General features: G+C 36.7%; 24 protein-coding genes. 5 read left to right on the forward strand and 19 right to left on the reverse strand.

Annotated elements, in window-relative coordinates; genetic code table 11:
* Nucleotides 1-71 precede the first annotated feature (71 nt).
* Nucleotides 72-695: a transcriptional repressor LexA gene (gene lexA, locus SAY88_RS18835; protein WP_250095507.1), complete on the forward strand. Its 624-nt coding sequence runs from the start codon at nucleotides 72-74 to the stop codon at nucleotides 693-695.
* Nucleotides 696-738: 43 nt separating this feature from the next.
* Here the strand turns inward: lexA and SAY88_RS18840 are convergent, their stop codons facing one another.
* Nucleotides 739-957: a hypothetical protein gene (locus SAY88_RS18840; RefSeq protein ID WP_332633699.1), complete on the reverse strand. Its 219-nt coding sequence runs from the start codon at nucleotides 955-957 to the stop codon at nucleotides 739-741.
* Nucleotides 958-1,179: 222 nt separating this feature from the next.
* Complete coding sequence (locus SAY88_RS18845) at nucleotides 1,180-1,401, reverse strand: phage holin (RefSeq protein WP_332633700.1); 222 nt, start codon at nucleotides 1,399-1,401, stop codon at nucleotides 1,180-1,182.
* Between the two features lie 232 nt (nucleotides 1,402-1,633).
* Between SAY88_RS18845 and SAY88_RS18850 the strand changes: the two genes are divergently transcribed.
* The gene (locus SAY88_RS18850) at nucleotides 1,634-1,789 is read left to right on the forward strand and encodes a sporulation protein YjcZ (RefSeq protein WP_332633701.1); all 156 of its coding nucleotides are present in this window, start codon (nucleotides 1,634-1,636) and stop codon (nucleotides 1,787-1,789) included.
* A 74-nt stretch (nucleotides 1,790-1,863) separates the two neighbouring features.
* On the opposite strand, the gene SAY88_RS18855 is transcribed toward SAY88_RS18850, so the two are convergent.
* The 5 genes from SAY88_RS18855 to spoVK form a co-directional block, all read right to left on the reverse strand.
* Entirely contained in the window at nucleotides 1,864-2,169 is a 306-nt protein-coding gene (locus tag SAY88_RS18855) for a YckD family protein (protein ID WP_332633702.1), read from the reverse strand.
* 147 nt (nucleotides 2,170-2,316) lie between these two features.
* Nucleotides 2,317-3,666, reverse strand: a complete 1,350-nt coding sequence (glnA, locus tag SAY88_RS18860) for a type I glutamate--ammonia ligase (protein WP_250095502.1) — start codon at nucleotides 3,664-3,666, stop codon at nucleotides 2,317-2,319.
* 199 nt (nucleotides 3,667-3,865) lie between these two features.
* Nucleotides 3,866-5,122, reverse strand: a complete 1,257-nt coding sequence (locus tag SAY88_RS18865) for a methionine gamma-lyase family protein (protein ID WP_332633703.1) — start codon at nucleotides 5,120-5,122, stop codon at nucleotides 3,866-3,868.
* A gap of 2 nt (nucleotides 5,123-5,124) precedes the next feature.
* Nucleotides 5,125-6,477: a GTPase HflX gene (gene hflX, locus SAY88_RS18870; protein WP_332633704.1), complete on the reverse strand. Its 1,353-nt coding sequence runs from the start codon at nucleotides 6,475-6,477 to the stop codon at nucleotides 5,125-5,127.
* Between the two features lie 101 nt (nucleotides 6,478-6,578).
* Nucleotides 6,579-7,532, reverse strand: a complete 954-nt coding sequence (gene spoVK, locus SAY88_RS18875; protein WP_332633705.1) for a stage V sporulation protein K — start codon at nucleotides 7,530-7,532, stop codon at nucleotides 6,579-6,581.
* Nucleotides 7,533-7,951: 419 nt separating this feature from the next.
* Here spoVK and rpsN point away from each other — a divergent pair, with 419 nt between their 5' ends.
* Both rpsN and SAY88_RS18885 read left to right on the forward strand, forming a co-directional pair.
* A complete protein-coding gene (gene rpsN / locus SAY88_RS18880; protein ID WP_250095498.1) occupies nucleotides 7,952-8,221 on the forward strand; it encodes a 30S ribosomal protein S14 in 270 nt (89 codons plus the stop codon).
* A gap of 30 nt (nucleotides 8,222-8,251) precedes the next feature.
* The gene (locus tag SAY88_RS18885) at nucleotides 8,252-9,286 is read left to right on the forward strand and encodes a GTP-binding protein (RefSeq protein WP_332633706.1); all 1,035 of its coding nucleotides are present in this window, start codon (nucleotides 8,252-8,254) and stop codon (nucleotides 9,284-9,286) included.
* Here the strand turns inward: SAY88_RS18885 and SAY88_RS18890 are convergent.
* The 5 genes from SAY88_RS18890 to SAY88_RS18910 form a co-directional block, all read right to left on the reverse strand.
* On the reverse strand, nucleotides 9,283-10,077 hold the full coding sequence (locus SAY88_RS18890) for a TIGR03943 family putative permease subunit (RefSeq protein WP_332633708.1): 795 nt from the start codon (nucleotides 10,075-10,077) through the stop codon (nucleotides 9,283-9,285). The genes SAY88_RS18885 and SAY88_RS18890 overlap by 4 nt on opposite strands.
* Before the next feature lie 39 nt (nucleotides 10,078-10,116).
* Complete coding sequence (locus SAY88_RS18895) at nucleotides 10,117-11,115, reverse strand: permease (RefSeq protein WP_332633710.1); 999 nt, start codon at nucleotides 11,113-11,115, stop codon at nucleotides 10,117-10,119.
* 162 nt (nucleotides 11,116-11,277) lie between these two features.
* Nucleotides 11,278-12,276, reverse strand: coding sequence for a CobW family GTP-binding protein (locus SAY88_RS18900; RefSeq protein ID WP_332633711.1), 999 nt, complete (start codon nucleotides 12,274-12,276; stop codon nucleotides 11,278-11,280).
* 116 nt (nucleotides 12,277-12,392) lie between these two features.
* On the reverse strand, nucleotides 12,393-12,926 hold the full coding sequence (gene dcd / locus SAY88_RS18905) for a dCTP deaminase (protein ID WP_332633712.1): 534 nt from the start codon (nucleotides 12,924-12,926) through the stop codon (nucleotides 12,393-12,395).
* 17 nt (nucleotides 12,927-12,943) lie between these two features.
* A complete protein-coding gene (locus SAY88_RS18910; RefSeq protein ID WP_332633713.1) occupies nucleotides 12,944-14,143 on the reverse strand; it encodes a GTP-binding protein in 1,200 nt (399 codons plus the stop codon).
* Between the two features lie 159 nt (nucleotides 14,144-14,302).
* Here SAY88_RS18910 and SAY88_RS18915 point away from each other — a divergent pair, with 159 nt between their 5' ends.
* Entirely contained in the window at nucleotides 14,303-14,644 is a 342-nt protein-coding gene (locus SAY88_RS18915; protein WP_332633714.1) for a hypothetical protein, read from the forward strand.
* A 102-nt stretch (nucleotides 14,645-14,746) separates the two neighbouring features.
* Here SAY88_RS18915 and SAY88_RS18920 read toward each other — a convergent pair whose 3' ends face one another.
* Genes SAY88_RS18920 through SAY88_RS18950 form a run of 7 tightly spaced genes read right to left on the reverse strand, consistent with a single transcriptional unit; the run spans nucleotide 14,747 to nucleotide 20,620 of the window.
* On the reverse strand, nucleotides 14,747-15,175 hold the full coding sequence (locus tag SAY88_RS18920; RefSeq protein WP_332633715.1) for a bifunctional adenosylcobinamide kinase/adenosylcobinamide-phosphate guanylyltransferase: 429 nt from the start codon (nucleotides 15,173-15,175) through the stop codon (nucleotides 14,747-14,749).
* Nucleotides 15,127-15,765, reverse strand: coding sequence for a histidine phosphatase family protein (locus tag SAY88_RS18925; protein ID WP_332633716.1), 639 nt, complete (start codon nucleotides 15,763-15,765; stop codon nucleotides 15,127-15,129). Before SAY88_RS18925 ends, SAY88_RS18920 begins: the two co-directional genes overlap by 49 nt.
* A complete protein-coding gene (locus SAY88_RS18930) occupies nucleotides 15,717-16,475 on the reverse strand; it encodes an adenosylcobinamide-GDP ribazoletransferase (RefSeq protein ID WP_332633718.1) in 759 nt (252 codons plus the stop codon). The genes SAY88_RS18925 and SAY88_RS18930 overlap by 49 nt, the downstream gene beginning before the upstream one ends.
* A complete protein-coding gene (locus SAY88_RS18935) occupies nucleotides 16,472-17,023 on the reverse strand; it encodes a bifunctional adenosylcobinamide kinase/adenosylcobinamide-phosphate guanylyltransferase (RefSeq protein WP_332633719.1) in 552 nt (183 codons plus the stop codon). The genes SAY88_RS18930 and SAY88_RS18935 overlap by 4 nt, the downstream gene beginning before the upstream one ends.
* Nucleotides 17,020-18,099, reverse strand: coding sequence for a threonine-phosphate decarboxylase CobD (gene cobD, locus SAY88_RS18940; protein ID WP_332633720.1), 1,080 nt, complete (start codon nucleotides 18,097-18,099; stop codon nucleotides 17,020-17,022). Before cobD ends, SAY88_RS18935 begins: the two co-directional genes overlap by 4 nt.
* Before the next feature lie 18 nt (nucleotides 18,100-18,117).
* Nucleotides 18,118-19,098, reverse strand: a complete 981-nt coding sequence (gene cbiB, locus SAY88_RS18945) for an adenosylcobinamide-phosphate synthase CbiB (protein WP_332633721.1) — start codon at nucleotides 19,096-19,098, stop codon at nucleotides 18,118-18,120.
* Between the two features lie 13 nt (nucleotides 19,099-19,111).
* A complete protein-coding gene (locus SAY88_RS18950) occupies nucleotides 19,112-20,620 on the reverse strand; it encodes a cobyric acid synthase (protein ID WP_332633722.1) in 1,509 nt (502 codons plus the stop codon).
* Between the last annotated feature and the right edge of the window lie 205 nt (nucleotides 20,621-20,825).

The following is a 20,825-nucleotide window of genomic DNA, read 5'->3' on the forward strand; positions in this document are numbered from 1 at the left end:
ACAATTGTTTGCATTACATATGTTCGCATGGTACAATTTATCCAAATTAGGAAACTTTGTGGGGTGTACATATGTCAAAACTATCAAAGCGCCAACTCGAAATACTAGATTTTATAAAAGTAGAAGTAAAAAAGAAAGGGTATCCCCCTTCAGTCAGAGAAATTGGAGAGGCTGTAGGTCTTGCTTCTAGTTCCACTGTTCACGGACATTTGTCAAGATTAGAGAAGAAGGGTTTTATAAGAAGAGACCCTACTAAACCAAGAGCGATTGAAGTATTAGACTTAGAAAATGAAACAGCACCAGTCCCAGATAAGAAAACAACATATGTACCAGTGCTTGGAAAGGTAACAGCTGGTCTACCCATTACGGCAATTGAAAATATTGAAGATTATTTGCCTCTTCCTGAACACCTTGTATCAGGTGACAATACGTATGTCCTTGTTATTCAAGGTGACAGTATGATTGAAGCTGGTATTTTCGATGGAGATATGGTCATTGTTCGCCAGCAACAGACGGCAAATAACGGAGATATTATTGTAGCGATGACAGAGGAAGATGAAGCAACTGTAAAGCGTTTCTTCCGAGAAAAAGATTATATTCGACTGCAGCCAGAGAATTCTACAATGGCTCCTATTCTTCTTAAAGAGTGTACAGTGTTAGGTAAAGTTATTGGTGTATTCCGTACCATTCATTAAAGAAACCAAGCATGTCCCATAATGGATATGCTTGGTTTTTACTTCAATTGGAAAATTTAGAAACCGCCTCCGCTTCTTGTTGTTCCTTTTCTTTTCTCCTCTCTTTTAAATAAGTAAGAAGTACAAATGTCATGACTAACGCACTGACAATAACCATTCCATAACCACCTGTACCTTCGTTAAAGAGTATACGAAAGACACTTCTAAAGAAAAACATTACTGATAATACATACATAATCAACAACACAGTCTTTTTACTCATTATTACCACCCCTATACTCAATTTTAGTGATAACCCACAAGAAAACAATATAGAATTCCTATTTTTAAAAGCCTAAAACAACCATTTTTTGTTTCATTTTAAATGGTTGTTATATTACAACAATATTGGGTCATTATATTATTAACATGGTTCTGAATATCACTCCACGAAAAACATCTAAACCATGTAAGCCCCTGCAAATGCAGGGGCTGTTTGTAAATTTCAATGAAGTTTATGTTTTTTTAATACCTCTTTTTGCTGAACACCTTTTTTACTAATATAATTATTTTTCCATCCTGCCCAAATAAAATAAGCCCCTGAAATAACAGCAACAACATCATTTATAAACTCTTCTGAAATCGTTTGATACCCAAGTAAATTTAAAACGGTATTAATAACTGCAAAGATTAAAATTGTAAAGCGACTTATTGATGCTTTATCCATTTGAACCCCTCCCCTACATGACTGGCATATGCTTTTAGAGCTAGTCTATGTCTGAAAAAAGATGAAAATGACCTATTGTAGTAGTTGAAGGGTATGGACAAGTATTATTTTTGGGGATTTCTTTGTCACTTTTTATAGTCTTGCATAGGCTAACGTATACATTTTATTTAGAGGTGTATTACCTCACTACTCTATGATTTTTTGCATATTTCTAGAGAAAGGTGGCTATTACATGTATTATTATGGTTATGATTCAGGGTATGGATATGGCAGTCCCGTAATTACAACGAATGAGGTGGCTGGCGGTAGTAAATTTGATTTAATATTAATTCTTGTTTTGTTTATTTTGTTAATTATTGCAGGTGCTTGTTTTGTCAGTAATAAGTAAGCGAAACGGCTTTTTAAAGGGTTATCCAAATAGGTCAAAAGAATGACCTTTTGAGATAACCCCTTCAATTAGATTTACTCTTGATGGTTATGATGTTTTTTATCCCATTTAGGAACGAATCCATTTTCCTTTAACTTGTCATAATGCTTGTCCATATGTGAAATGATTTTCTGACCCTTTTCTTCTGTAAACACACCATATTCAACATATTTGCTAATGATCATTTTCTTCTGATCAAACAATTCCTTATGCAAGCTAGCCATCTCCGTCTTTTGCTCTTCTGTTAATTTCACATCAGAAAGTCCTTCCGCACCAACTACCGGCATCACTCCTGAAGACAATACGACCGCAACAAACAAACCAAATATAATCTTTCTCAACAAAACCAACTCCTTTTACGTATTTAGAATTAGCGTTTGTAAGATGACCATAATTATCCTCCTAAGGTTCGAATATTTTTTCAAAAATTTCACTTTTATGCCAATAGAAAAAACCCTCAACACATTAGTGTCAAGGGTTGGTCATTCTTAATAATTTTGCATATATTGGTCACGTTCCCACGGGTGAACTTGTGTGCGGAACATATCCCACTCGATTTCTTTTGCTTCTACGAAGTTTTCAACTGCATGCTCTCCAAGAGCTTTTACAAGAACGTCGTCCTTCACAAGAGCATCAATTGCTTGTTTTAATGTAGCTGGAAGATCATCAATGCCTTCTTCCTCACGCTCCTCTTTGCTCATGATGTAGATGTTACGGTCTGTTGCTGGTGGTGGAGTTAATTTCTTTTTAATTCCGTCTAAACCTGAAGCTAACATAACTGCCATAGCTAAATATGGGTTTGCAGCTGGATCTGGACTACGAACTTCCACACGAGTACTTACGCCTCTTGAAGAAGGAATACGAATTAATGGGCTACGATTACGCATCGACCATGCAACATAAACCGGAGCTTCGTATCCAGGTACAAGACGCTTGTACGAGTTAACGATCGGGTTCGTAATTGCTGTGAATGCTTCGGCATGTTCAAGGATTCCTGCTAAGAACTGCATAGCTGTATCACTTAATTGTGATTCTGTTCCTTCGTCATAGAATACATTTCCTTCTTTTGTGAATAATGACATGTTCAAGTGCATACCTGAACCATTCACACCGAATAATGGCTTTGGCATAAATGTCGCATGAAGGCCATGTTTACGTGCAATCGTTTTTACAACTAACTTAAACGTTTGAATATTGTCGCATGCTGTAACCGCATCTGCATATTTAAAGTCAATTTCATGTTGACCAGGAGCTACTTCATGGTGTGATGCTTCAATCTCAAAGCCCATATCTTCAAGCTCTAGTACGATATCACGACGGCAATTTTCCCCTAAATCTGTTGGAGCTAAGTCAAAATAGCCACCTTTATCATTTAACTCTAATGTAGGCTCGCCATTTTCATCATTCTTAAATAAGAAGAACTCTGGCTCAGGTCCGATATTAAATGCTGTATAACCCATTTTTTCAGCTTCTTTTAACACTCTCTTTAAGATTCCACGTGGGTCTCCAGCAAATGGTGTTGGTTCTTCTCCAGGTTTTCCTGGAAGGTAAACATCACAAATTAGACGAGCAACCTTCCCTTTTTCAGGTGTCCATGGGAAGATAACCCATGTATCTAAATCAGGATATAAATACATGTCCGACTCTTCAATACGAACGAATCCTTCAATTGAAGAACCGTCAAACATCATCTTATTATCTAGCGCCTTAGTTAATTGAGTTACCGGAATTTCAACATTCTTAATAGTTCCAAGTAAATCCGAAAATTGAAGACGAATATAGCGAACGTTCGATTCTTCAGCAATCCTTAAAATATCTTCTTTTGTGAACTTTGCCATTTCTTGTATTCCCCTTTCAAAACTTAAATATATTTAGAAAAACAAGTCGCAAAGGCCTTGTTTCTTCTTCCATAAAAAACTGATCAACTATTATGTACATTGAATCTATTGCAAGTTTAATGTTACTAGATGCAATGTACACTGTCAACTTTATGTAAGTGCGCCAAACCTTGTGTTCTAAGCACTATGAACACTTTTGTCACTCGTTTACATCCATAATTGAATCAATCGCTTGTAATACAGCGATTTTGACATGTTCATAGGTTAGTCCACCTTGAACATAGGCAACATATGGTGGCCTTATCGGCCCATCTGCCGTTAATTCTATGCTTGCTCCTTGAATAAACGTACCAGCAGCCATAATGACAGGATCATTGTAGCCCGGCATAGGACTTGGCTGTGGGGACACATGTGAATTTACTGGTGATGCTGCCTGAATTGCTTGACAAAAAGCAATCATTTTCTCAGCAGTAGGAAATTTAACGGATTGTATTAAATCCGTTCTTTTTTCATGCCATTTAGGAGACGTGTTCATACCTATATTCTCCAAAATAGCTGCTGTAAATACAGCACCCTTTAACGCTTGCGATACAACATGAGGGGCTAAGAAAAAACCTTGATACATTTCCAATAAACTGTATAGACTTGCCCCTCCTTCTGCTCCAATTCCTGGAGCTGCTAATCGGTATGAAGCAAGTTCAACAAGATCACTTCTCCCAACTATGTATCCACCTGTTTTTACAATACCACCACCTGGGTTTTTTATTAAAGAACCGGCCATGATATCTGCACCTACTTCACAGGGCTCTATTGTTTCTACGAATTCTCCGTAACAATTATCTACAAACACAATGACATTTTCTTTTATCGATCGAACAAACTGAATCATCTCTTGAATTTGTCCAATTGTAAAGGAAGGTCGTTCCCCGTACCCTTTTGAACGTTGAATTCCAATCACTTTCGTTTTGGCGGTAATTGAATTGCTGATTTTCTCTTCATCGATCCAGCCTGATTCCATTAAAGGAACTGCATCATAACCAATTTGAAATTCCTTTAATGATCCATTTCCATTACCACGAATTCCTACAATTTCTTCTAACGTATCATACGGCTTCCCTGTAATGTACAGGAGATCATCTCCAGGTCTAAGTACACCAAATAAAGCAGTTGCAATCGCATGTGTCCCTGAAATAATTTGAGGGCGGACCAAAGCCGACTCTCCACCAAAAACTTCTGCATAAATCGATTCTAACGTATCTCGCCCTACATCATCATACCCGTATCCAGTAGATGGTGTGAAATGAAAATCAGCTACTTGATGGTTACGGAACGCTTCCATGACCTTTGCCTGATTATGAAGAGTAACCTCTTCTATTTCTTGGTGATGCTCCCTTATTTTCTGCTCTACTTCTTTTTTCATTTGATCAAGCTTATTTTGGTGCTTTAACTTCAACATATTTATTCCTCAACTTTCACTTTCTTTGGTTCAATAATTGAACGAATGGCCAATTCATGTCCTAATGCAGTAGTTGGAATGACATATCCTTGAATATCATAATGCTCGGTTTCTTCATTCCACTCTTGCTTCTTAATAATCGTTGATTCACGACATCTAGAAAGCAACCTTCCCTCCTCTGCCTTCAATAAAACATGATATTCTGTCATTTGCTCCATTAACTTTTCTTCAATAGCTTCTTTCAAACTATTGAGATCATCTTCATCAAATGCACTAATCTCAATGGAATCCTCATCATGTGTCGGAAAAAAGTTTGCATCTTTTTGTTCACTTTTATTATAAACAATTAATTGTGGAATGTTCTCTGAATCTAACTCCTGAATTAACTCTTTCACTGTTTGCTCATGTTGCTCGTAATCAGGGTTTGAACTGTCAACTACATGTAAAAGCAAACTGGCTTCCTGCAGCTCTTCCAAAGTAGAACGAAACGCTGCCACAAGTGTCGTAGGTAAATCTTGAATAAACCCAACGGTATCAGATAAAAGAATTTTCATACCACTCGGTAAATTAAATTGTCTTGTTGTAGGATCAAGTGTCGCAAACAATTGATTTTCTTCTAATGTATCCACTTCCGCTAAGCGATTTAAGATCGTTGATTTACCAGCATTTGTGTAACCAACGATCGCAACTTGAAATACTTCATTTTGTTTTCTACGCTCTCTGTAACGCTGACGGTGTCCAACAACCGCTTCTAGTTGATGTTTAATTTCGTCCATTCTTCGGCGAATGTGACGGCGATCGCTTTCGAGCTGTGTCTCCCCGGGCCCTTTTGAACCAATTCCTCCTCCTTGCCTTGACAAGGCTAAACCTTGTCCTGCAAGTCGTGGCAGTAAATATGAAAGCTGCGCTAGCTCTACTTGAAGCTTCCCTTCTCTCGACCGCGCGCGTGAGGCAAATATATCTAAAATTAATTGAGTCCGATCTATGACCGTTTTCTTCGTTCTAGTATGAACATTTCGTATTTGGCTCGGTGAAAGTTCATCATTAAAAACAATCGTATCAACGTCCTTCTCATCTAAAAGGACTTGTAATTCATCTACTTTCCCTCTTCCAATATAGGTAGAAGGTTCAGGCTTTTGACGCTTTTGTGTAATCGTTCCAACAACGAACCCTTTTGCTGTTTCGACTAAACTTTTCAATTCTTCCATTGAATTATCAAAAGCGATGTCATCAGTTTCAAATTGACACCCAACAAGGATAACGTTCTCCGTTTCTTTATGATTAATCTCCTGCAAGAATATCCACTTCCTTTGTTTTTCGATCTTACCATTATTTTGTCCATCATAGACGTTCATACGCATCATACCATGAACTAGAAGAAAATAGAAAAAACAAATCAAAGTCTGACATTGACGAGAAAAGCCAATCAACCAAGTTCTGGTTAATTGGCCTTTCGTTAGTTCAATTTCACATGGGAGGAGTGAAATTTAAAATCCTCACGTTTCATCGTAAGAAGAGATTGTCGATCATACTCATTCTCCCTTAGTAATCTTACTGCCTGCATTCTGATCGCTTCCTCGATAATATTTCTAATGTATCTCCCATTGCTAAATGTTCTTTCTTGTTCATATCTGATTCTCCTTATATGATCACGTATATGAATTTCTCCGTCTGTCGTTAATTCATACTCGCGTTCAGCTAACATTCTCCTTACCATTTCCATTAATTGATCAGTAGTATAGTTAGGAAAATCAATCGCAATCGGAAATCGTGATGGCAAACCAGGATTGAGCGATAAGAAATACTCCATTTCTTTAGAGTAACCTGCCAAAATTAAGACAAAGTCATGTTGATGATCTTCCATCGCTTTCACTAACGTATCTATAGCTTCTTTCCCAAAATCTTTTTCGCCCCCTCTAGCTAATGAGTAAGCCTCATCAACAAAAAGCACACCACCGCTAGCCTTTTTTAGAACCTCTCTCGTTTTTTGGGCTGTATGACCAATATATTCTCCAACTAAATCTGCTCTTTCCACTTCCATAAAATGTCCTTTTGCAAGAACACCCATTTGGTGAAGAAAATCTGCAATAATTCTTGCAACTGTTGTTTTCCCAGTTCCAGGGTTCCCCTTAAAAATCATATGAAGTACCTGTTTACTTGCTTTTAATCCGAGCTCTTCACGACGTTGGTTAATATAAATCCAAGCATAAATTTCATTCACAAGTCGCTTTACTTCTTCTAATCCAACATATTCTTCAAGTTTCTCTTCAAAGCGGGTTAAAATATCATGTTCTTCTTTTTCAAGTTCTGTTTGAAAAAGGGATTCATTTTTGCCCATCTTTTCAATTGGTTTATGATTTAATACGACATTAATACGTCCTCTTTTCTTGGAGTTAACCGGGTTACTCATGATGCACACCCCTTTGTTGTTCCGTTTAAGCACCAATTTGTCTTTTTATACTATACGCAAAAATAGGCGAACATGTGACAATCGCCTAGTGAAGTTGTTTAATATATAGCTAAATACATGCCCCTCCTTTTTGTCTATCTTTACCATCTTACGCATGACAAAAAGGCAGGATTCCAAATTATTAATTGTACCGGCATTTAAATCATTTATTAAAGATTTTCAAAACACTATATGTTGCGTGTATTTTAAAGGTATTATCACTTTCATCCGTACATAAAATAAACAAATTTACGTGTACCCTTTCCTAGCTTCTTCTAACAAAAGGGTACAGTTTTTTTCAAGGTAGACTTTACTTCACTACCCTTTTTCTATATTATATAAAACGTAATGATTACTATTATCAAAGGAGACTGGTTTTAATGGCTAAGAAATCAAAAGTGGCAAAAGAACTTAAGCGACAAGAACTGGTTGCTCGTTATGCTGAAAGAAGAAGAGAGTTAAAAGAAAAAGGTGACTATATAGGACTGAGTAAGCTACCTAGGGACTCAGCGCCAAGTCGCTTAACTAGACGTTGCGAGATGACAGGAAGACCACGTGGTGTTCTTCGTAAATTTAAACTTTCTAGAATTGCGTTTAGAGAGCTTGCTCATAAAGGACAAGTGCCTGGTGTAAAAAAATCTAGCTGGTAAGATTTATAAAGGGAATAAGGATGTGTTAAAGTGGAAAAGAAAAAATCTCTAACTGTTATAACAGGCTTCTCTTTAAAAGAAAAGTGTGAGCTTATTAAGAAAGTGAAAGGTAGAAAGTATGAAAACGTGAAGGTTATTCTTTTTCGGCCAATGAATATTGAGTTCTTAAAAAAGGCAGATGATCCTTTTACTCTTACTCAGTTCATAAGCGAAGCTGTTCATGATATAGAGATCAATACATTTTTTAATCTACTTGAAACACTAAAAAAGGAAGCACAAAATAATAATACAACTGAGATCATTCTGGATGTTTATCCAATCTCTGATATTCACACTTTTTTTGAGAGCTTAACTATTGGCAGTCAAAAATGGTTCCTTACGTCTCACATTCACGTTATTGATTCCAGAAAGTTTTGGATTTCGTATTTCTCTGAACACGAAATCCTTATTTATACCGATTCCACCCTTGCCACTTCTTATACGTTAGGAGAAACTCTCATTAACCAATTGGAATTAGCTGACTCCATTGTTTTGATGAATTCAGAACAGCTTTCACATGAACGAATGGGTGAATTAATGATGTTCATACGAAGCTTACAACCTAAAGCGTTAATATATTTAGTTGAAGAGTTTAACTGGCAAATGAATAATAGGAAGACTGCTTTTGATACAAAAGCAGCCTCTTCCCTATATACACACCAGATTGAACTATTTTCATCTAGAAATAAACTGAAAGTCATCGGACAACATGGGATTGATACATTTATTTATCAGAGCTTTACTCCAATCGATTTTACTCGCTTAGAGTCGAGTTTCTCTCAGTTCCCAAATGAGATCTTTCGAATGAAAGGAAGGTGCTATAACCCCATTGCACAAGAACTTTATTTTATTTCACAAGTAGGTTCTTCGATCCAAGTTGACACAACTGAAATAGATACTTCAACATCGTTAGGGATAATAACAGAGTTTCTATTCATTGGATCCGAATTGGATCAGTCTGCCATTCAAACTTTATTAGATCGTTGTCTTTGCAATCCAAATAATTATAGTAGCTTATCAGTTTAAGGGTACACATATGGATCTATTGGGGGTTGAATTTCTTCCCAATTGCTAACATTAATAATAGCGATTAGGTTCCGATTATCTTTTCTAACATTCAATTCCCCTTTTACACGGATCCATGTATTTTCTTGGATTCCTAATGAATCTCCGCTTTCGATAACAAGTCCGGTTGCATGAGCGTCCGCAACACAATGGGTTACTAGAAACCTTGTAATGACTGTGTGATTTTTTGAATGAACATCATCCTCTAATATAAAACCTTCCAATTCAATTGGCTTTCCTATAAAAAATTCAGGATAAGTTGTGACAATGCTGATATAGCGTGCAAAATTATCATTATCAAAATAAAGTACAGGCTGATTTAACATTTCTTGTACTCTATGATCCATCTTTGTTTTAATTAGTTTATGGTCTTCCAAATGACCATGATCATGGGTTGAATAGCTAACCCCACGCTTTAGTGCTTCCTCTGCACCGAAATCTTTGTAAGGAAGTAGAAAGCCACTTAGAAGAGGAATGGTGATAAGACCATAGGCAAATATCGTTCTTAACGAAAATCCGCCTTCACCCGAGTCATGATTACATCCCCAAGGTCCACACTCGCTATGGTCATGTTCATCTTGTGATGTTGTAAACATACGAGGTACTTGTACAAAAAATAAAAACAAAAAAATAACGGAAGCTATTTGGCTGAAATATAGATAATCTGGATTAATAAATCGAGTAATCTCCCCACTCTCATGTAATATGAAAATAAATACAGCAAAGAGTAGTAACACGAAAGCCTTTATCACTTGTCTTACTTGTATTTGTATAATCGTCTCTCCCTCCTTTTAAATCCATGGATGAACAAAAAGTAAAACCCCTAATACAACACCTGTTATAACCACCATAAGAACAAGAACAAAACGAATATTAAATACAGCCATCATCATGATCGTATTTTTCAAATCAAGCATCGGTCCATAAATTAAGAAGCCGAGCAATGAGGTTTGTGGAAAGAGATGTCGGAATGAGGCGGCAATAAAAGCATCAGCTTCTGAACATAAAGAAAGTAAATAAGCCAGACCCATCATAATAAGTGTTGAAGCAAGAATCCCCTCCCCTAAACCAAGAATGGACTTAGTCGATACATAGGTCTGAACAAATGCAGCTAATATAGCGCCCATTATTAAAAACTTGCCCATATCAAAAAATTCATCAATCGCATGTTCGAACATCGACTTTATTCTCTTCCCAATTGGTTGCTTGGAAACCGTCTGTGCTTGCATAGCAACAGATACCTTGTTTCGTTTTAATTGATTTGACCTGAAAAGAATACAAATGACTCCAGCAATATTGATCGCAATGACTAACCCTAGTCCCATCCTTAGAAGAGCCATCTTGAGATCCTCACCAAAAGCCATATAGGTGGAGAAGACTACAATAGGATTAATCAATGGACCTGTTAAAAGAAATCCTACTCCAGCGAAAAGAGGAACGCCTTTAGCAATTAAACGACGCACGATGGGGACAATCCCACATTCACAAGCTGGAAATAAAGCACCAATGAAACAACTTGTAATGACAGCTAAAAATTTATTTTTGGGAATGAGCCTTTGAAGGTGCTCCTCTGTCACAAAAACTTGAATGATTCCGGCAATAAAAACACCTATTAAAACAAATGGGATGGCTTCAATTAATATAGATAGAAAAATCATATTAAAAGTTAACAGTGACTCTGGAAGAAACAAATTATTTATTGTAAACTGATCATTAAAAAATATGATCAAAACCGCGATTCCAAGAAGAATAAAACCAATCACTTCTGTAAGATTATGTTGAGTCCGCATTTTATATAAAAGCCCTCCATCTTTTGTTTATTCAAATATATGCGGACAAGATGTCAACATGAACACAAATCAAAATAATTCCGTTTTAATATTAATGGTTTTTCGTTTTTACTTGGAAATAAAAAACGTCAGGATTAATAAAAAATCCTAACGTCTTGGCTACTATGATGACGCACCTAATTTTTGAACGGTCCGTCCCCATTCCTCCTTGATTTTTTCCTCATTCAGCTCGATGCCAATAAGAACTACGTATGGGTCTCCAATGTAAGACGAGCGCTCCCAATTTACTCGTTTCATGACATGCTGCATGAGGTATGTACCATCCCCTAGAGATAAATACCCTTTTGCACGTAGAAGGTTCGACTTCCACTTTTTGAGAAATGTTTCAATTTCAGCTGTGCTGGTTGGGGAGGATAGTTTCAGTGTAATGCTATTGATACGAGAATAAGAGTGATTGTGATGATTGTCAGAATGCTTGTGGTGATCGTGATGCTTATGATGATCGTGAGGTTCCCTTTTTATTCGAACCTTTATGGTTTGCTTTGGAGACTTTACTTGATTCAATAATGGATGTAAATCGATATTACTATACGTGGAGAAGAAAACCCTCGACATTGAATTTTGTTTTAGTAAGACCTTGTATATTTTTTGCTTTTTTGATTCTGACACTAAATCGGTCTTATTTACAATAAGTAAATCGGCCACTTCTATTTGTCTCCTAGTTGTTTTCACTAATTCACGATCCGACTCAAACAAGCTATTGTAAGAAAGAATATGTTCAGCATCAATTAACGTAATGACTTTTTCTAAATACACAATATTAATTAATTCTGGTTCTGTTAAAGAATCAGCCACCTCTTCTGGATTAGCTACACCCGTTAATTCAATAAAAATAACATCAGGCTTCAATGCGATGAGCTTTTCCATACTCTGAACCACTTCACTTTTTTTATTACAGCAAATGCATCCATCTAACAGCTTTTCTATCATTTTACTTTTACTAGAAAGGCTTTCACCATCTGTATCTGTTTTGCCTATTTCATTCATCAAAACAGCAGCCGATAGATTTCTCTGAGAACACTCTTGAAGTAGTCGCTCTAACAGTGATGTCTTTCCACTTCCTAAAAACCCACTCAATACAAATACTGGTATTTTAGACAACTTTTCAACCTCCTATTTACTTACGACCTACTTATACTTACATTCAATAAATCGTAATTATTACTATTTAAGATTTTTTAGTGTTCTTAATTATCTGTCACTAATGTCAATTCTCTTTAAATTATATCCTTATATATTGCGCTTTGCGTTGCCCCTCTTTGATATAGGTATTTTCCTTTATATGCTTCAGCTTCTTCATTTACTTCAGCAAAAACGAGTTGACAGATTCTGCGGCCAAGCGTGAGTTCAATCGGAAGGCGATTAGAATTAAAAAGCTCTAGAGTAATTTGGCCTTTAAAGCCAGGGTCAACCCATCCTGCGTTTTGAATAAATAAGCCAAGACGACCTATTGAGCTTCTCCCCTCTACAAAAGCCGTTACATTGTTTGGCAAACTAATCGTTTCAACAGTGGTTGCTAATAAAAAAGTTTGTGGTGGCAAGAATATTTTTTTATTATGAGGAAGGATCTCACGGTAAGCAACAGACTTATCAAGTGTTATCAAATTTTCTTTATACTCATCGATCGTCACAAAATGATTTCCTAATCGTAAATCAACAGATGCAGGCTGAATCTGCTCATTACTAAGAGGAAAGATCTCCAACTCTTCATTGTTGATCTTTGACAAAATAGATTTTCCAGATAAAATCAATTCAGTTCCCTACTTTCTTACGACTTCTGTAAGTTCCATTTAAATGGGTCTTCTAACACTTTCCAATCGGTTGTAAATTCAGTATCTGTTAACAGGCAATTATCTAATTCTTTCGTTATTTCATCGATGTCAAGGTCTGTCCCTATAAACACAAGTTTTGTATGTCTGTCACCATATTCAACATCCCAATCGTTTAATACATGAGGATTTTCCTTTAGTATTTGATTTTTCTCTGCTTTAGGAAGACTTGCCACCCAGTAGGAAACTGGCTCAATGGACACAGACGTTCCCGCTTGAGACATTAATAAGGCTAGATTGTTTCTAGTTGCACACCAAGCTATTCCTTTTGCTCTTACAATGTTAGTTGGCATATTGTTGACCCAGTTATGAAAGCGTACCGAGTGAAATGGTTCCCTCCTCATATAAACAAACGAAGAAATCCCATATTCTTCTGTTTCTGGAGTATGTTGCTCGTGCCCTACTGTCAATTCTCGAATCCACCCAGCTGAATTGCTAGCTTCTTCAAAATTAAACAAATGTGTATTTAGGATCTCGCTAGGATCAATCTTAGCTTGAACTGAGCGAATAATCTTTGCTTTTGGTTGCAATGTTCTTAGCACGGTTTCAAGTTTTTCTAACTCTTGCTCTGATACAAGATCACATTTATTCAATATTAGGACATCACAAAACTCTATTTGATCAATCAGTAAATCAGCAATCTCTCTTGTATCATCCTCACCTAATGATTCTTTCCGATCGAGTAAGCTATCTCCTGAACGAAAGTCATGCCAAAAACGATTTGCATCAACGACAGTCACCATCGTATCTAAACGACAGAATTTTGTTAAATCTATATTTAATTCTTCATCTATATATGAAAACGTTTGTGCAACTGGAGTTGGTTCACTAATTCCTGTTGATTCAATAACGATGTAATCAATATTTCCTGCAAGGGCCAATTTCTTTACTTCAATTAACAAATCTTCTCTCAAGGTACAGCAAATGCACCCATTAGACATCTCCACCAGTTTTTCTTCTGTTCTAGATAATTCGCCACCTTGCTTCACTAGTTCCGCATCAATGTTAATCTCACTCATGTCATTTACGATGACCGCAACTTTTAAGCCTTCACGATTTTTCAAGATATGATTTAATAAAGTTGTTTTCCCTGACCCAAGGTAGCCACTTAGCACGGTTACTGGAATGATTTTATTCATAAATACCTCCTACACCCTTATAAATCGTAATGATTACTATTTTCATATTCTAAACCGTGTCTATACATATTGTCAAAAGATTTTCTTCAATATGTTTGAACTTCCTTTGCTACGGACAAGATAAAAAAAATCTATATTACCCAAAAAGGAGTGTCGAAAATGGAACAAGACCATCATATTCATGAAAAACATCCTCACAAGCATAGTGTGGCATGTGGCCATACAAAGATTAAACACGATGATCACATTGATTATGTACACAATGGGCACCTTCATCATGAACACAATGGACATTGGGATGAGTGTAACATCCCTGTATCAGAAACAAACCCTGATGAGTGCGTTCCCATGAATTGTGGTTGTACTCATGATGAAGATTGTGGTCATGAACTAGTCCCTCATGGCGATCATATGGATTATTTGGTGAATGGACGTTTACACCATGTTCATGGCGATCATTGTGACGACCATGGACCTGTAGAATTGGTAAGCGTTCAATAAAATACAAGTAATTGTGAAGCTACTTATTACCGGAACGAACGACAAACAAGGGGTGATCCTAAAAGGTATGATTTTGACCTTTTAGGGTCACCCCTAAGCACGTTATGTAATTTTTTTTGATAATCCGTTCCATACATAATGGACCTCATCTGCAACTTTGGCAGCATCTTGTGCAATCCATCCAATAAGATCTCTTAACGTTCTCTCATTTTGATTTAGAGGAACAATTCCTCTACCCATCTCTAACATAATAAGAACGATGTCATTATTTCTTTTCTGTTCTTCTTCTTTTAATGACTGAAAAAAAGATTGCATGTTCCTTCGAATATCATTACTATTTTTTTTGCTATTCAACTTTTCAGCTAACCAGTTTTCCCATCCTTCTATTACTAACGTTGAATCTTTTTCCCATCTTACGTCCCATTTCGATACTGAATCACCATCATATGCAGATAACCAGCTACATTTTGTCTTCATTTCTCTTACGATTTTTCTTTTCCCCGAAAAGGCACCTCCGATAATGAGTTGCATACCCATTCTCCTTTCACCCAATCTAACGACAATCTAATCCCTTGCCCATGTTTAACTGTAATTTCCCAAAAAGTATGAGACGATACCATTTTGGACACAAAATAGCGAATGACCCCTCCATGAGTCATGATTAGAATTTGTTTATTATAATTTGCCGTATTTTCTAATAGTCGTTGAAATAATTCATCAAAGAAAGAGTTGATTCTAGCTTTAAAACTTTCACCTGACTCTCCATTGGGTGTACTATAATGCTCCCAATTATCGAGCCATCTTTGATATGCTGAATTATGTTTTAACTCTTCATAAGTTTTCCCTTCCCAATCACCAAAGTTCATTTCTCTTAATCTTGAATCAATATAAGCGTACGAAGAGAGGTTTAAATACGTCAATGTTTCTTGGCAACGACATAAATCACTAGTAAATATTTGATCAAAACTTATTTTCTGTAACTCATCTTTTAACTCTGTTAACTGATCTAGTTCATTTATAAGTATTCCTCGATCCGTATGGCCTAAGTACCTTCGCCCCTTATTCCAATCCGTTATCCCATGACGAACGAAATATAAGTCCATGCGATGGCTAGTCCCCATAGTTCGCCTCCTTCAATAGCTGTGCCAAGTAGGTCTCCATTTGTCCCTTTGAATCGATGTCTAATCCACATTCCATACAGAACGATAAATAATAAGTAAGCTGGAATGAAAAAGAGAAAGTCTTGGAAGAAAAACAAGATGAGTGAGATAGGAACACAAGCATACAAACTATCTACCCAATTTAAGCTTTTCTTCCACTCCCAAGCTAACCCCTGTTGTTTTGCCGTTGGAAGAAAAATCATTAATATTACAGCACCTAAACGAGAAAAAGCTAAAATAAAAAGGAAAGCATAAATAGCCGCCTTCGACTCGAGCAAAGCGTAAATCATCATCATTTTCCATGCCATTAAGAATACAAACGCAATAATACCAAAGCTTCCTACATGAGGGTCTTTCATAATCTCCCACTTCTTTTCAAGCGGAGCATTTGAACCTACTGCATCAGCGACATCCATCCAACCATCTAAGTGCAATCCCCCTGTGAGCCAGACCCATATAGTAAGAACAAGTAAAGTCATCATACTTATAGGAAGATACGATTCAAATGCCCATATCACGACCAGCATAACCTGGCCCAATACAATACCCACAAGAGGATAACATCTAGCTGCCCATTTACTTGTTTGTTTGTTCCAAGGACATTGAAAAGGCACCGGTAACCTTGATAGAAACTGAATGGCCAACATAAAACCAAACATCATTTGTTTCATCTTTCATCTCCCTTCCAATACATAGGGAGACCTGCAATGACTTGAATAGCATGTTCTGCTTGTTCCACAATGTTCTTATGTATCCATTGTAAAGTATAAATATATGTTTGAACTCCTTCAGAAGAATGTGGGTACCCTTCATTTACATCATTAGAGACAATTATGAGATGCAATTGTCTTTCTTTTGCCAGCGTTAACCAGCTGTTAACAGCCTCTTCTATTTGTCTCATACTATAATTTAAATCAAACATGACATTGCTTAACCATATTGTTAAACAGTCAATAAGGATCACATCTTCTTTGTTACACTTTAATAGGAACGATGAGAAATCGTATGGTTCTTCTATCGTTTCCCATTCTTTTACTCTCTCTTCTTGATGCATTTGGATGCGCTCTTGCATTTCAGCATCGCTTCTCTTCGATGTTGCTATGTAATATAAGCGTCCTTTTTTGTTTTTTTTTTGTGCCTTTTTAAAAGTTGAAACAGCTAAATGCTCAGCCAATTGACTTTTACCAGAGCGAGCACCACCAGAAATAAAAGTGATCACGATTCATTTCTCCACTTCTTAAGAACAGAGACTAGCTGTTCATTTTCTTCCTTTGACCTAATTGCAATTCGTATAAACTCTCCATTAAGTCCTTTAAAATTATGAGTGTGCCTCGTTAATATTCCATGTCGTAATAAAAATTGAAATAGATCATTTGTATTTTTCTTCTTATCCTGCAAGATATAAAAGTTTACACTTGATGGATAAATATGAAAATCCAAATCCGTTAAACTCTTAAACACATATTGAGATTGTTCCTTTAGCCATCCTTTTGTCTTCTCAACAAACGAAGTATCTTCTAGTAGTTTTGGAACAAGAGCATCCGCCAACGAGTTTACGCTCCAAGGAATTTGTTCGTCCTTTAGTGCGTTTATGATTGGTTCATTTGCCATCATATATCCAATTCTAAGTCCAGGGATTGTATACATTTTTGTTAAGGAACGTAATAAAATTAAATTAGAGTACGTTCGTAACCATTTAACAAGAGAAGGAATAGACGACGGTAGAAAATCAACAAATGCCTCGTCCACTACAATGGTCGTCCCTGTTTTTTTCCCTTCCTCTAACAACAAACGTAAATCTTCCTCTTTCACCACTGTACCTGTTGGATTGTTAGGCCTACACAAAAAGATGACATCTGTTTTGGTGAGCTTTTCTTGAATGGATGTTAACGGCAATTGAAATCCATTTTTCGGTTCATAAAAGACATCTTCCACATCTATATGATAATGATGACACGCTCGTTCATACTCCATAAAGGTTGGATGAACTATTAACGCTTTTCCTTTTTCAAAGTATTTCGCCACTAAAAAAATTGCTTCAGCTCCACCGTTCGTTACTAGAACCTGTCCTTCATCAATACCTTCATAATTAGCCACAGAGACGCTACTACTTAAATACGTCGGATCTGGATAACAAGTAATGGTATCATAATGATTTCTTAATGTTTCTTTTAACCAAGATGGTGGTCCTAAAGGATTTATATTTGCACTAAAATCCAGTATTTCTCTATCTTTCTCCATTTTAAAGAGTTGTCTCATTGTTTCTGGCTGTCCACCATGATTGGGCCATTCCATGCTTTCACCTCATTTATACTATCTAATCAAATAGAGCACACACAATCCGATCAAGAAGAAAATACTCCAGCCTCCATGCATATATAAAATTGATTTTTCGATATCAGATCGGATTATTTTTCTTAACGGATCTCCCATTGTAGCTCTTACCGATTTGATACCACTATAATAATTAATTCCACCTAATTGAATTCCTAGTAAACCAGCTACCATTGCCTCTGACCAGCCACTGTTTGGACTAGGGTGTTTCCTTGCATCTCTCCAAGTTATTTTCCATCCTAGTTTCTTTTTCGATCCTTTAATAAAAAAAGAAGAAAGCCACATACAAAGTGCCGTGATCCTTGCTGGAAGCAAATTGACGAGATCGTCAAGCTTGGCTGATGCCCGGCCAAATTGCATGAATTTTTCATTTTTGTATCCAACCATCGAATCTAATGTATTAATGGCTCTATATACCATTGCTAGTGGAGCACCACCTATCATAGCCCAAAACAACGGAGCTGTAATTCCATCGACTGTATTTTCGGCTACAGTCTCGACAGTACCTCTAACCACTTCACTCTCAGACAGAGTTTTCGTATCACGTCCTACGATCATGCCAAGATTTCTTCTCGCTTCATCTATGTTTCCGGATACAAGAGGAGTAAAAACATGTAAAGCTGCTGATCGAAGACCTTTTATAGCGATCGTTGTTGAAATAAAATATATTTCTACAAGTACGCCAGCAACCGGGTGTAATTTATAGGAAAGGAAGACGATAGAGAACGTAACAGAAAAAACAACTATAATTACTGTTACAGTTAGTACATACCCTTTCCTTACTCGATTTTTCCCTTTATTCCAGCTAGCTTCTAGAAATGAAATTAACTTACCAATTAGAACTACAGGGTGTGGGAGCCACCGTGGATCTCCCATTAACAAATCTAGTAAAATAGCCGCAATCAGAATAATAATTAACATAAAAATTGGATCATTAAACGTATTTAGAGTACCTAACATGTCAATTTCCTTTTTAATTTATTTCTTGAAAATCAGTCATTATTTTATGAATACGGTTTATCTGTATATTTTCCCTTACAACCTTGGCTAATAAATCAAATCCTTCTTCCTTTCTTTTAGAAAAAGAAGCTCTATGATAAATAGGTTCTAAGCCTTTTGTATGCCTGATCTCGTTAAGCAACACTTCCCGGAATAAATCATTATGAAAAATGCCATGAAAGTATGTCCCGATTATTTTTTTATCCTGTGTAATTGTTCCTTCTTTTCTATTTGCTAATTGAATAAATGGTTTCCATTCCTTATCATATTGAGATTCACCCATATGAATCTCATAACCAGAAACAGGGATTTCCCACTCTCCAAAATTAGCCACTCCATTAGACTGAACCGTTGTTTTTTTAGGTGTCATGGAAGTTTTCATAGATATAAGTCCTAACCCTTCAACGTTATTATGTGAAGACTCCATTCCATGCTCATCAAAAATACATTGTCCGAGCATTTGGTAACCACCACAAACCCCGATTACCATTGTAGCTTTTTGTGTCAAATCTAGTATCCTGTTGGCTATTCCCGACTTATGTAAAAACATCATATCTTCAATTGTATTTTTGCTTCCAGGTAAAATAAGCAAATCAGGTTCCCCTAATTCGCTTGCTTTTCTAACAAAACGAACATGGCAGTCGGTTTCCTCAAAAAAAGGATCGACATCGGTAAAGTTTGAAATCATTGGATATCGTATGACCGCAATATCTAGTTCTTTAGATGAATCCACTTTAGTTGAGTAAGTGTTTAAAACAACTGAATCTTCCGCCTCAATCATTAAGTCATCTATGTATGGAACAACACCCAAGACAGGAAGACCCGTATATTCCTCAAACCAAGTAAGGCCTGGCTCCAATAAAGATACGTCTCCTCTAAATTTATTTATAATCACACCGATAACTCTTTTACGATCTTCTTTTGAAAGAAGTTGCAATGTTCCGACTAAACTAGCGAACACTCCTCCCCTTTCAATATCTCCAACTAAAATCACTGGTGCATTAGCAATTTGTGCAACACGCATATTCACAAGTTCGCGGTCATTTAAATTAACCTCAGCAGGGCTGCCTGCCCCTTCAATAACAATCCGCTCATACTGATTAGACAACCGATCGTAAGAATCTCGGATTAAGTTTAATCCTTTTTGAAAAAAGTCTTGCCGATATGCCCCAGCTTGCATATTTTTATAAGGCTTTCCATGAACTACTATTTGAGATTGAGATTCTCCACTTGGCTTAATCAAGATTGGATTCATATCCGTTGTCGCTTCAACACCCGCCGCTTCAGATTGTACCCCTTGTGCACGACCAATCTCTTTTCCGCACACAGTAATATAAGAATTTAAAGCCATATTTTGTGATTTAAAAGGGGCTGTTTTATATCCATCTTGAGCAAATATCCGGCATAAAGCGGTAACGAGAGCGCTCTTTCCAGCATCTGAATGTGTACCTTGAATCATTAAAGGGATAGCTTTTTTATTCATGAGATTTCACTCCTGACTTGTTCCTTATTTAGAGGTAAGGTCCCTCTTTGCCTTAAATGTGCGAACATGCTTGGTTTATCAACAAGCAAGGTACATGTTTTTTACATATTCGTGCGAACATGCTTGCAATGGCTACACTCGCCGTGCGCCTTTTAGGAGTAGACCGCTCCTAAATGGCTTAAAACATTACGGCGGCTTCGCTCAT

Origin of the sequence: Halalkalibacter flavus, assembly GCF_036663575.1 — a bacterium.
Taxonomy (GTDB): domain Bacteria; phylum Bacillota; class Bacilli; order Bacillales; family Bacillaceae_D; genus Halalkalibacter; species Halalkalibacter flavus.

What these genes read in the sequence shown, in the direction of transcription:
- SAY88_RS18865 (WP_332633703.1), bottom strand. Translation starts at nt 5,122, where the DNA reads ATGTTGAAGTTAAAGCACCAAAATAAGCTTGATCAAATGAAAAAAGAA.
- SAY88_RS18910 (WP_332633713.1), bottom strand. Translation starts at nt 14,143, where the DNA reads ATGAATAAAATCATTCCAGTAACCGTGCTAAGTGGCTACCTTGGGTCA.
- SAY88_RS18915 (WP_332633714.1), top strand. Translation starts at nt 14,303, where the DNA reads ATGGAACAAGACCATCATATTCATGAAAAACATCCTCACAAGCATAGT.
- SAY88_RS18920 (WP_332633715.1), bottom strand. Translation starts at nt 15,175, where the DNA reads ATGCAACTCATTATCGGAGGTGCCTTTTCGGGGAAAAGAAAAATCGTA.
- cbiB (WP_332633721.1), bottom strand. Translation starts at nt 19,098, where the DNA reads ATGTTAGGTACTCTAAATACGTTTAATGATCCAATTTTTATGTTAATT.
- lexA (WP_250095507.1), top strand. Translation starts at nt 72, where the DNA reads ATGTCAAAACTATCAAAGCGCCAACTCGAAATACTAGATTTTATAAAA.
- SAY88_RS18925 (WP_332633716.1), bottom strand. Translation starts at nt 15,765, where the DNA reads ATGGGGACTAGCCATCGCATGGACTTATATTTCGTTCGTCATGGGATA.
- SAY88_RS18895 (WP_332633710.1), bottom strand. Translation starts at nt 11,115, where the DNA reads ATGCGGACTCAACATAATCTTACAGAAGTGATTGGTTTTATTCTTCTT.
- rpsN (WP_250095498.1), top strand. Translation starts at nt 7,952, where the DNA reads ATGGCTAAGAAATCAAAAGTGGCAAAAGAACTTAAGCGACAAGAACTG.
- spoVK (WP_332633705.1), bottom strand. Translation starts at nt 7,532, where the DNA reads ATGAGTAACCCGGTTAACTCCAAGAAAAGAGGACGTATTAATGTCGTA.
- SAY88_RS18950 (WP_332633722.1), bottom strand. Translation starts at nt 20,620, where the DNA reads ATGAATAAAAAAGCTATCCCTTTAATGATTCAAGGTACACATTCAGAT.
- glnA (WP_250095502.1), bottom strand. Translation starts at nt 3,666, where the DNA reads ATGGCAAAGTTCACAAAAGAAGATATTTTAAGGATTGCTGAAGAATCG.
- SAY88_RS18850 (WP_332633701.1), top strand. Translation starts at nt 1,634, where the DNA reads ATGTATTATTATGGTTATGATTCAGGGTATGGATATGGCAGTCCCGTA.
- SAY88_RS18840 (WP_332633699.1), bottom strand. Translation starts at nt 957, where the DNA reads ATGAGTAAAAAGACTGTGTTGTTGATTATGTATGTATTATCAGTAATG.
- hflX (WP_332633704.1), bottom strand. Translation starts at nt 6,477, where the DNA reads ATGAACGTCTATGATGGACAAAATAATGGTAAGATCGAAAAACAAAGG.
- SAY88_RS18845 (WP_332633700.1), bottom strand. Translation starts at nt 1,401, where the DNA reads ATGGATAAAGCATCAATAAGTCGCTTTACAATTTTAATCTTTGCAGTT.
- cobD (WP_332633720.1), bottom strand. Translation starts at nt 18,099, where the DNA reads ATGGAATGGCCCAATCATGGTGGACAGCCAGAAACAATGAGACAACTC.
- SAY88_RS18930 (WP_332633718.1), bottom strand. Translation starts at nt 16,475, where the DNA reads ATGAAACAAATGATGTTTGGTTTTATGTTGGCCATTCAGTTTCTATCA.